9 protein-coding genes are annotated in these 10,921 nt (G+C 31.2%); 3 read left to right on the top strand and 6 right to left on the bottom strand.

Annotation, left to right across the window (positions count from 1 at the left end):
• A partial coding sequence (locus HN894_13370) for a hypothetical protein (protein MBT7144312.1) occupies positions 1-590 on the top strand: 590 nt, incomplete at its 5' end.
• Positions 591-699: 109 nt separating this feature from the next.
• Here HN894_13370 and HN894_13365 read toward each other — a convergent pair.
• Positions 700-3,090 carry a TonB-dependent receptor gene (locus HN894_13365; GenBank protein ID MBT7144311.1) on the bottom strand — a complete coding sequence of 797 codons (2,391 nt, stop codon included), beginning with the start codon at positions 3,088-3,090 and terminating at the stop codon, positions 700-702.
• Positions 3,091-3,247: 157 nt separating this feature from the next.
• Here HN894_13365 and HN894_13360 point away from each other — a divergent pair, with 157 nt between their 5' ends.
• On the top strand, positions 3,248-4,288 hold the full coding sequence (locus HN894_13360) for an alpha/beta fold hydrolase (GenBank protein MBT7144310.1): 1,041 nt from the start codon (positions 3,248-3,250) through the stop codon (positions 4,286-4,288).
• Positions 4,289-4,425: 137 nt separating this feature from the next.
• On the opposite strand, the gene HN894_13355 is transcribed toward HN894_13360, so the two are convergent.
• The 5 genes from HN894_13355 to HN894_13335 form a co-directional block, all read right to left on the bottom strand.
• On the bottom strand, positions 4,426-5,409 hold the full coding sequence (locus tag HN894_13355) for a TAXI family TRAP transporter solute-binding subunit (protein MBT7144309.1): 984 nt from the start codon (positions 5,407-5,409) through the stop codon (positions 4,426-4,428).
• A gap of 165 nt (positions 5,410-5,574) precedes the next feature.
• Positions 5,575-6,330 (bottom strand): menaquinone biosynthesis protein, encoded by a 756-nt coding sequence (locus HN894_13350; GenBank protein ID MBT7144308.1) that lies wholly within the window; start codon positions 6,328-6,330, stop codon positions 5,575-5,577.
• A gap of 352 nt (positions 6,331-6,682) precedes the next feature.
• Complete coding sequence (locus HN894_13345; protein MBT7144307.1) at positions 6,683-7,045, bottom strand: four helix bundle protein; 363 nt, start codon at positions 7,043-7,045, stop codon at positions 6,683-6,685.
• Between the two features lie 83 nt (positions 7,046-7,128).
• On the bottom strand, positions 7,129-7,878 hold the full coding sequence (locus tag HN894_13340) for a hypothetical protein (GenBank protein MBT7144306.1): 750 nt from the start codon (positions 7,876-7,878) through the stop codon (positions 7,129-7,131).
• An 18-nt stretch (positions 7,879-7,896) separates the two neighbouring features.
• Positions 7,897-10,353, bottom strand: a complete 2,457-nt coding sequence (locus tag HN894_13335; GenBank protein MBT7144305.1) for a TonB-dependent receptor plug domain-containing protein — start codon at positions 10,351-10,353, stop codon at positions 7,897-7,899.
• 365 nt (positions 10,354-10,718) lie between these two features.
• On the opposite strand from HN894_13335, the gene HN894_13330 reads away from it, so the two are divergent.
• Positions 10,719-10,921: hypothetical protein (locus tag HN894_13330; GenBank protein ID MBT7144304.1), on the top strand; the 203-nt coding region annotated here is incomplete at its 3' end.

The raw sequence follows: 10,921 nt of genomic DNA, 5'->3' as shown, positions 1-10,921 counted from the left end.
ATATCGATAGTTTATCAATAGGGAATTACTCAGTTGTAGTTTCTGATATGAATTTTTGTACAGTTTCCGATACTTTTGAAATTGAAATTCAGCTTATCGATTCACAAATTATTGCCTTGCCAATAGGCTGGAGCATTTTTTCAACCTACATGATTCCATCAAATCCTGATATAGAAAGTATTTTTTTGCCAATCATTTCAGATATCGAAATGGTAAAAAGTGGAACAGGATTGATTTATTGGCCTGCATTTTCTATCAATCAAATTGGAAACCTTACCTTAGGTCAAGGATATCAGATAAAAACTTTAATTTCAACAAACCTTATTGTTTACGGTAGCATTTGTGAACCGGCATTTTCACCTGTTTCCATAAATTCAGGCTGGAACCTGATTGGATATTTAAGAACAAGCCCCTCTCCTATCGGCATTATGTTAAGTTCTATAGTAAACGAAATTGTATTAGTAAAAAATGGTTTAGGAGAAGTTTTTTGGCCTATTTATAATGTCAATAATATTGGGAATATGGTTCCTGGCGAAGGCTATCAGGTGAAGATGACGAATACTGTTAGTTTGACTTATCCCGGGAATTAATTTTCTTAGTAGCTGAATACCAGTACACGGATTTGCAAATCAGCACCAGCGAGAATAAGTTAATCGCCTGAATGCCAAACCTGTAATATTTGTTTCAAATTACTCAATTCTAAAACTGGATTCTCCAAAGCATCATTGGGAAAAATCCTGTCTGATAATCAGTTATTAAACTTTTTGTACGGCCCGAAAATTCCCGGCGATAAATATTTTTATGGTCTGTAATATTTTGTAAATCGACTGCCCATTCCTGATTCATTCGTTTGCCATTTGTTTTAAAGCCAATTCTGCAATCGAAACGAAAATAGTTGTCGAAACTTTGTTCGAAAGCTTTGTCCCAATCATATTCAGTATAGTTCGATTCAATTGAAGCTTCAATATCAACAGGAATATAAGGCTTCCCGCCGGCATATATTACTTTTGCATCGAAAGTTATAGAATTGTGTTTCCCTACTTTAAATTCATATCCTCCCAGTGCATTCAAAACAAAATTCCCATTGAAAGCTGTATTGTGTTCAGTTCCGCTAAAGCCTTCATATTTCGACTCGAAAAACGAGCTGGTAATCAGAAAATAATATCCATTGCTTAAAAATTTCTCGAAAGTAAATTCAATTCCATAATTTGTTCCCGTACCTTTGTTTAGCAAACTATCTAACAAGGGCGAATAAAAATCGTCGCCGGAATTTAGTGCTGAATATTCAGGATATTCTCTATTTACCGGAATATTATATAAATGCTGATAATAAACTTCCGATTTGAAACGTAAATTTTCGCTAAACAATTTATCGAAACCTACCACAAATTGACTACTCTTCGATAGTTTTAAATCATTATTTGTTTCAATGTATTCCCCATTCTCAAGTCTGGTTTTGAGAAAATAATTTAGCCGGTTTTGTATTTGACTATGCAGGCCAAATCCCACATTTACAGATGAAGTGTTAGAATAGTTCCAACTCAAACCAAGGCGAGGCTCAACAGAAATTTCATTATTTAAATCGAAATAAAGGGCATGTATTCCTGAATTTAAAATCAGCTTGTCGCTAAAACGATGTTGCCATTGATAAAATGCTTTTAACAATTGCAGATTTCCTTCTAAATCGAAATTTCTTTCGAAAGCATCAGTTTCGTATTTGTATGCACTATCAAGATAATTTATTTGGTAAAAGTCATAAACAAATCCGTAGGCAACATTATTTTTAGAATTGTATTTTTTACTCAATCGAGCCGATAAAGAATACTTATTTTCAGTAGTTATACCATGATAAAACAAATAATTTGAGTTTGCCAGAATTGCTCCTGCATCGTCGAAAAGTAAAGAATCAATTTTTGTTGTAGTTTGAGTTCCGAGAACCGATAGTGTTGTTTTTATTCTTGTTTTTTCATTAAGAAAGTACAAATGCGAAAATCCAACAACTCCCATATCACTACCAAAATCAAGATCAACGCCTCCCATTTCATAGGCAGAGCTATTGTCGCCCTCCTCTTTTTCACTGTCGTGAAGTTCTATGTAACTCAAACCACCAATTCCAAAAATTGAAAACCGGCCATATTTTGTGCCGGGGATATCAATTTTAAAAGACAAATCCTGATATTGCGGAATTGCTACACCAACTCCCATATCAATGCCCAGCTTATTAAAAACTTCTAAAGTCGAATATCTGTAATTTATTAGATATGAAGAATTTGATTTTTTCGAAAACGGACCTTCAGCTCCAAACTCGAAACCATTAAAACCAACTTGCCCAACATATTCTGCTTTTTCGTTGTTTCCCGTCCTCATTTTCAAATCGAAAACTCCCGACAAAGCATTACCAAATTCTGCCGGAAAAGCACTTGTAAAAAAATCGGAATTAGTTAACAAATTATTATTCAACATACTAACCGGACCACCTGTTGTTCCGGCAGCTCCAAAATGATTTGGATTTGGAATTTCAACCCCATCGAGCCTCCACAACAAACCAGTTGGAGAATTCCCTCTGATTATTATATCATTTCTTGAGTCGTTGATGGACATTACGCCGGCATAGTTTGCAGCCATGCGCGAAGGGTCGCCCAAACTTCCTGCAAACCTTTCTGTTTCTTCTATCGAGAACGAGCGGGAGCTTACAGTTGCCATCTTGTTATTTGCTCTGGTTTTATCGGTTTTTGCTTTCACTATAATTTCACCTGTAGAAAAAACCAGTTCTTCCATTTCTATTTGCAAAATTATTTCTTTTCCCGAATTTAGCATTAAATTATCAACTATCACCGAATTGTAACCTAAATAACTTATAACTATCCCTTGCCTTCCAATAGGGATTTTTTCAAGTCGGAATTTCCCATCTATGTCAGTAGTTGTTCCAACAATTGGATCGGAATTACTCAAAACAATAGTTGCTCCAATAAGTGGAGTTTGGGATTGTTTGTCAACGATACTTCCTCTAATTGTCTGTGTATAATCGCTTTGCGAAAATAGGACTATGCTAATTTGTAGCAAGGAAATAAATATCAAAAGCTTTTTCATACTTCAAAATTTTGTTTGTAAAATTAACTTAAAAATATTGACAAAAAAATAAGTGAAGGGTTGCAATACTTTATGTTAAATATTGAGATTCTCAAAGTCTCTTATTTTTGTAATTTTAAAATTTTTGTTCAAACAAGTTTTATTATTAATTACTGAAATGAAATTCATTTTTCGCCTGATTCTTTTTTCTTTATTCTTAATTATTTCGAGCTGTGGTTCTTATAAATATATTCCGGGAAATTTAGCTAATCGAAAAATTAATATTCCGCAACAAGTTAGTGTTAAAGAGAATTTTTGGAAAATTTCGGAAAGTATTGACATTTTTTTTCAAGGCATTGGCAAGGGGAAAAAAGTTTTGATTGTTCAGGGTGGATATTTAATTCCTTCGGTAGAAATTTGGGATGGCTTGAAAGATTTGGAATCCAATTTTCGTTTTTATTATTACCATCAGCGGGCTTGTGGAAACTCTACAAGACCAATCGATAAGTTTAAATCAAAGAGTTTTGAAAGAAATTCAAAAATATTGGTGAAAAATTTGGGGATTGAAGCTCTGGTTACGGATATCGAAAAGATTAGACGAATTCTTGGTGAAGAAAAAATTACATTGATTGGACATTCGGCAGGAGCACTTATTGCTACATTGTATGCTTTAGAATTTCCCGAAAATATTGACACTTTGATTTTGGTTTCACCAATCAATATTTTTTCAAAAGCTGAATATTCATATAATTTTTACAATCATGTAAAGGAGACTCTTCCTAAAACTTTTCACGAAGAATATGACGAATATATTCATAATTTATTCAATTATAAATACTTGTTTTTTAAGAACGAGCTTTTGTTGAATTATTTAAATACTGAATTTACCAAATATTTTTCTACTGCAATTCTCAGGAATAAATCAGAACTAAAATTTGATAAAAATCTTGAGATAATTGGTGGATGGCAAACACATGCTTTGCATTTGAGTTTAACGCCAGAGATGGATTTGAAAAAATATTTTAATAAAATAAAAGCTTCAACTCTAATAATTTATGGAGAAAATGATGTTTCGCCAAAAGAAGTTGCTCTTGAGTTTCAAAAATTTATACCTAATTCTATTCTAAAAATTATTCCAAATTCCGGCCATTATCCTTTCAATGAAAATCCTGATGCATTCCTTAATGTTATAAGAAATTTTTTAAAAAATAATGAGTAATCCATTACTGGATGCCACTATTAAATCTATAGTTTTAAAATGTGGTGATGTAAGAATTTGAAAATAAAAAACCCTGTGAGTTTTGAATACTCGCAGGGTTTCTTAACATTAGCAAAACTATTGCTTATAATTGAGAATTAATATAAATCAAAAACTTTCATGGCTGCTTCATGAATTTCCCAATTAACGACTTTCGAGAAATCAAATTTCACAAATTTCCAGCCTTTATGTCCTTTTTCCTGAAGTTTTGCAATATTTTGCTTTATTGTAGAAAGTAGAATTCTTACATTTTCGGCATCCTCAAAATCTTCAGTTTTTACATTTGTAGCAAGAAAAACATTCACAGAATATGTCCCAACATCGGCATCAATCCATTTATAGGCATCTGCAAAAATGCTTGATTTCATGAAATGTTTGTCTAATTTTTTATCAGAAATGGGTACCAGTTTAAATCTACTGTCGGTTCCTGCCGAAGCAATATCTTTAACAGGTGCAGAACCTACAAAGAAAAATGCGTCTATATTTCCGCTAAGAAGTGCAGTTTTAGCTTTACCGAACGACATATTTACAGATTTCCAGTTTATACCTGTAATTTCTTTTATAGTTGAGGCAGTAATATTTGTCCCTTGATTGACAGAACCTATTGATACTGTTCGATTTCGTAAATCTTTTATTGATTTTATTCTACTGTCAGCTCTCACAATCAGGTGAATTTCTTCTTTCCCCAGCGGAAGCAAAATTCTAATATCCTTTGTGCAATCTTTGCCTTTTTCTCTTTCACTCTTGTCTTTAATGAAAGTTAAAACATCTTCTTGAATAAAAAATACCTCTTTTTCCTTTTTATTTATATTTCCAATTAATCGTTTTCCATTGAAATAACTACCGGTGGTTGTTTTTATTGAAACGAAAGGGACTTCAGTTTCAGTGATTTTAAACTCTCCCTCTTTTACAAAACTTGTGTCAACTTTAATTACATCTTTGGCTACCCTTTTAATATCATTAGCCATTTCGGTGTATGAACCATTTTTAAATCCTGTAACTATTTTAACCTGTGCATTTAATACAGTTATACTAAAATAAATCAAGCTTAAAAATAAAGTAAAACTAATTTTTGTTTTCATACGTCAAAATTTAATACAATTAATAATTGTGGACAAATATACAAATTTTAAAGATTTTAAACTCCTACACTAAAAAAAAATGAACAAATTTTAATATGCGGCAAATAGTGTTTAGAAATTGGGAATTATGTTGTGAATTAAATTCCTTAAATATTTCGTCTCTTTCTAATCAACGTTTTTCAAATACTCAAAAAACAATTGCATTCCCTTTTTCTTCTTTTCATCGAAATTGTAACTAATATTATTATTAAGGTAATTTTTTATATCCTCTACATTAAAAGATATTTTGGCATGTGATTTTATTGCTTCCGAAATATTATTTATACCAAAACCTAAACTTCTGTTAAATTTCTCTTCAAATGTTTTATCAAACTCCGATTTTGTTGCCCAGACAGCAAATACGAAAGGCAAATTTGTAAATTTATACCATTCGTTTGCTAAATCGTATTTGTATTTGTATTTGTCTAAATATAAAAATGCTCTGTCTCCAATAATTACAGCTGCATCGGAGTTTTTTATCACATTCGATTCGAATCCTGCTTCTGTTTTTTTAAAATCCACATCAATTTTCCAAAAATATTTTACCAGAATTTTTACCAAATTTATAGAAGTAAGCGATTGATAATCCAGATAAATAGTTTTTATATTTTCAAGTTTGGTTTCGCTAAAAAGAATCACTGATTTTACCTCACGGTTTGCTCCTATACAAAAATCAGAAATTATTTTATAATCCTCAATTTCTGGAAGAATTGCAATCGGTACCAGTGCAATATCAGTTTTCCCTGTTTTCAGTTTTTTGGCACAATCTGCCGGAATATCTAATGATAAATCAATCAGCTCATTTATTTCAGAATTTTGTAAACCAAAAACAAATGGGATTGTATTTAGGTACGAAACTGCCGATATTTTGACTTTTTTCATTTCTTTTATATGTTATAAGGAAAAAAGGGCTTCTTTAGTAAGCACTTAAAATTTAACATTATAAATTTAATACTCAATAAACAATATTCAATAAACAATAAACAATAAACAATAAACAATAAACAATATTCAATAAACAATATTCAATAAACAATATTCAATAAACAATATTCAATAAACAATATTCAATAAACAATAAACAATAAACAATAAACAATAAACAATAAACAATAAACAATAAACAATATTCAATAAACAATATTCAATATTCAATAAACAATATTCAATAAACAATAATCAATAATCAACAATTAATATTTAACATTCAATAAATCAGAATATTACCAAAGTCCTATTTTTGCATATTTGCTTTAGTGGTTTCAATACTTTTATAGACTATAGCTATTAACTCCTCCGTTTCTTTCATAACTTGAGCTAACTTATTTGTATTTTGGATAAGTGGTTTCCTTTCTATTATTTTAAGACAAATTCTACTTTCTTTTAACTCTTTTAGAATTATCTTCAGTTTATGAACAAAGTCTTTTCTTGACTCTGCACTTTGGGCTTCTCCATAATTTAATGCTGGCGAGCTACTACTTCTAATTAATTGACCAGCTAAATAGGTTCCTAATTTTGAATTATCAATTTTATCAACAACATTACTCATTCTAATTGAATAGTCAATAAATCTATCTTCTAAATCAAATTTCTTCATTTTCTACTTTTTACTTGTTTGTCCTTTCTGAGTGTTGATTATTGAATATTGAGTGTTGAATATTGTTTATCAAGTGTTAAGTGTTAATATTTTGCATTTATTTTTTCAGCACCAAGAGTAGCAGAGACAACACCAATAGTTGGTGCAATAAGCCAACCAAAAAATGGTATTAAAAAAAGCAGATAGAATATTACGCCATTTGCAAAAGCAAAAGCTTTGTGCGACCTGATAAATTTGATGCTTTGGCGAACAGTCAGTCTTTTTCTTTCATTATAATAATCGATCATTGAAAAACCGTAAAAATAGGATTGAATTATAAAAATAAAAATAGGGCCTAAAAATCCTATCAATGGGATAAAAGTATATATCCACAAAAGAGACACGATTAAAATTTCAACAATAATATTTCGTGTAGCAATTTTTATCCCTCTCGCAATATCCTTCAAAAATCTTTCTAAATTGAAAGGGTAAGTTTTTCCGCTGATTATTTGCTCGGTCTTTTCCGACAAAAGCGCCATAACTGGCGACATTATTATCAATATTAAATATTTGTAAAACAGAGAGTAAAAGAAAAATATCAGCACTTTTATTAAAAACGAAATGAAAAAATCGAATGAAGACAAAAGCCAACCAGATTTTAATCCAAAAAAATCCATAATAAAATTGCTCAAAAAGCCTCCGGTTTTTGATGCAAAAATGTAAACCAAAATCAATAAAAAAATATTTATAACACCGGGCAAAAAAACATATAGCCAAAGATTATGTTTTCGAACAAAAGTTAAAGACTCTCCAAAAGACGAAAAGCCTAATGCAACCTCCTTAAAAAACTTCATAATTCAAAACTTTTGATTCTAAAACTTAATATTTAATTTGATATTTATTCTTCTCGAAGTGAGATAGTTAGGAATTGCATATTCTTGATTTCTAACATCCTTAATCCAGACATATGAAATTGTATTGCTACGATCTATAAGATTATAAACATGTGCACTTAACCACATACTTTTAACAAATCGGAAAGGATTGTTCGAGGAAAAACTTGAATTTTCTCCAATAATTTCTTTCGAAAATCCAATGTCAACTCTAAAATATGAGGGCATTTTTAGGGTGGCTTCATATCTTTCCGAATCGGGCGGACCAAACGGTAAACCTGTGCCATACATAAAATATAACTGCATTTTGAAACTTGGGTTCATTGGCAAATAGTCCTGAAAAAACAAACCGAAATTTATTAACTGATTGGTAGGTCTGGGAATATATCCGGGATAAACAGTAGATTCAATTCCTAAACTATCTGTTTCAATATAAGAATCATCGTTCAAATCTTCTTTAGTTTGCATTATCGACAAACTCACCCAGGAATCAATCCCTTTAACAAATTCGCCATTCAATTTCATATCAACACCACCTGCAAAACCACTAGCATTATTTTTTGCGAGATATCTAATTCTAACATTATCAACAGTATATGGAATTAAATTATCTAATTTTTTGTAATAAATTTCTCCAACATACTTAAACGGGCGATTCATCATGCGAAAATTATACTCGCTGCCAAAAACCAGATGAATAGAGCGTTGAGCTTTTAAATCCCTATTAATTTCGCCTTCGGAGTTTTTCAATTCTTTGTAGAAAGGCGACTGATAATAAACTCCTACTGCAAGTCGAAATTCAATATCTTTTTTCCAGTTTGGTTTTATTGCAAAAGAAAATCGTGGACTAAACAAAAACTCCTTGTTGAAATCCCAGTAGTTTCCTCGAATTCCGCCGGTAAAAAAAATATTCGATTTTTCAGTTTCAACAGAATAAGTTTCTTGAAGAAAAAAGGTGAAACGATTAGAATTTATCGTATTGCTGACATGTAAAGATTGCTGAAGATTAACAGCAGAATCTGAGTATGGCAACGAATATCCTGCCGAATCGAGCATTTCCCATTCGCTGATTTTGTCATTAACCTTTTCGTGCTGAATTTTTGCACCCCACTGGATATTATGATTGCCATTGACCAAAAATCCATGGTGATTGAAATTCATTACAGTTGCCTGAAGATAGTTCCTGGCATGATTCAGAAAAGTTCCGACTCCTATGTTCATTAAGCTATCGCCAAGTGCATCTGAGCCAAGATCGTTGTCTAATTGATTTATCCAATATTGGCCTTGAATATCGAAAGTTTCCTGTTCGTTTGTTTGATACAATGATGTTGTTAAGGAAAGTTTTAGCTTATCGTTTGGCATGTAATTTCCTGAAAAGGCACCTGTATATGTTGTAAATTCGTCTAATTCCTGACCATCAAAATAAATTTTAAGCTTCAAAGCTTCGTTTATTGTTCCGAAAGATGTATTTCTGGTTTCAGGCACAAAATAGTATGTATTTCGGGCATAATTTCCGAGAAAACTTAATTCAAATTTTTCGTTCAAATCAAATGTCAGATAAGTTTGAAAATCGCTGAAAGATGGTTTGTAATCTCCCTCAGTCTCAAGACTATTCAATACATATTGCGAACTTTTATAGCGTATTCCGGAAATGTGAGTAAAGCGGTGATTTTTCGAACAATCTTCGAGATGTATAGAACCACCGAGCAAACTACCTGTAATAGTGCTACCAAATTCGCTGGGTTTTTTATATCTGATATCTAAAACCGACGACATCTTATCGCCATATTTCGCATCGAAACCTCCCGAAGAAAAATGAATAGATGAGACCATATCGGAATTTACAAAACTCAAACCCTCTTGCTGCCCCGATCGAATTAGTAAAGGTCGATACACTTCAATATTGTTCACATAAACAAGATTTTCGTCATAATTTCCTCCTCGTACAGAATATTGCGAACTTAATTCGTTGTTTGACGAAACGCCCGGATATGTTTTGAGAATTGCCTCAATTCCTCCGGAAGCATCAGGAATTTTTGACACTAATTTAGGGTCAATTCTCACTAAATAAGGATTTTTTTCACGCTTTGCTCTTACCGATATTTCAGGAATATTTTGAACAATATACTTTAAACTGACATTAATTTTTTGCCTTTCGCCTGTTTCCAGAAAAATTTCCTTGTTGACATTTTCATATTCTATATGCGAAAAATGAATTATTAATTTTGTATTTGCAGGAACTTTCAACTCATATTTACCACGATTGTCGCTTACAATTCCTATTGGATATCCTTCTACCGATATGTTTACTAATTCGATAGGACGGTTCTTTTTGTCAGCAATTTTTCCATAGATTGTGGCATCTTCTTGCGACAAAACAAATTTTGATAATCCAATGAAAAACACAAAAAATATAAAACCAATTCTAATTCTCATCAACGCAAAATTATAAATAATCTAAACAAAACTGCTATTTTATTTATGTATTGTGCTTTGGGTAAAAGGAATTAAATTATTATATTTTTGAAAATTTGCATAAACAGCTTTGTAATAAAAAATAATCTTATATATTTGTACAATTCAATTGTCAAATCAATAAATGACAGGAAATTATACAAATGAAGTACATTTTGGTTTTAATAAAAGAAAATTGGTATGCCATCAGACTACATTACAAAGAATTATACTACAGATGTTTTCATCTTATTAGAAAGCTGGTTTTTGTATGGATTTTAATACTTTTAACATGCTGGTTCAGCCGCCAATAAATCGGATTATTTTTGTTTAATAAAAATCAAATTATGAAAATCTTTATTTTACTAATTCTCATCTTTACTATAAATAATCATGTTTTTTCACAAGGAGTAGAATGCGAATGGATTCTATCTGCTGGAACTAATGCTCAAGAGTCAGTATATGCAATTGAAAATGACAATAATGGAAATTGTTATATGTTATACGCAAGTCCGTTTAATCAGCCTATTATGATTGATACTATACAAGT

The sequence above is a fragment of the Bacteroidota bacterium genome, assembly GCA_018692315.1.
Classification (GTDB): Bacteria; Bacteroidota; Bacteroidia; order Bacteroidales; family JABHKC01; genus JABHKC01.
This window is presented reverse-complemented; position numbering and strand designations above follow the sequence as displayed.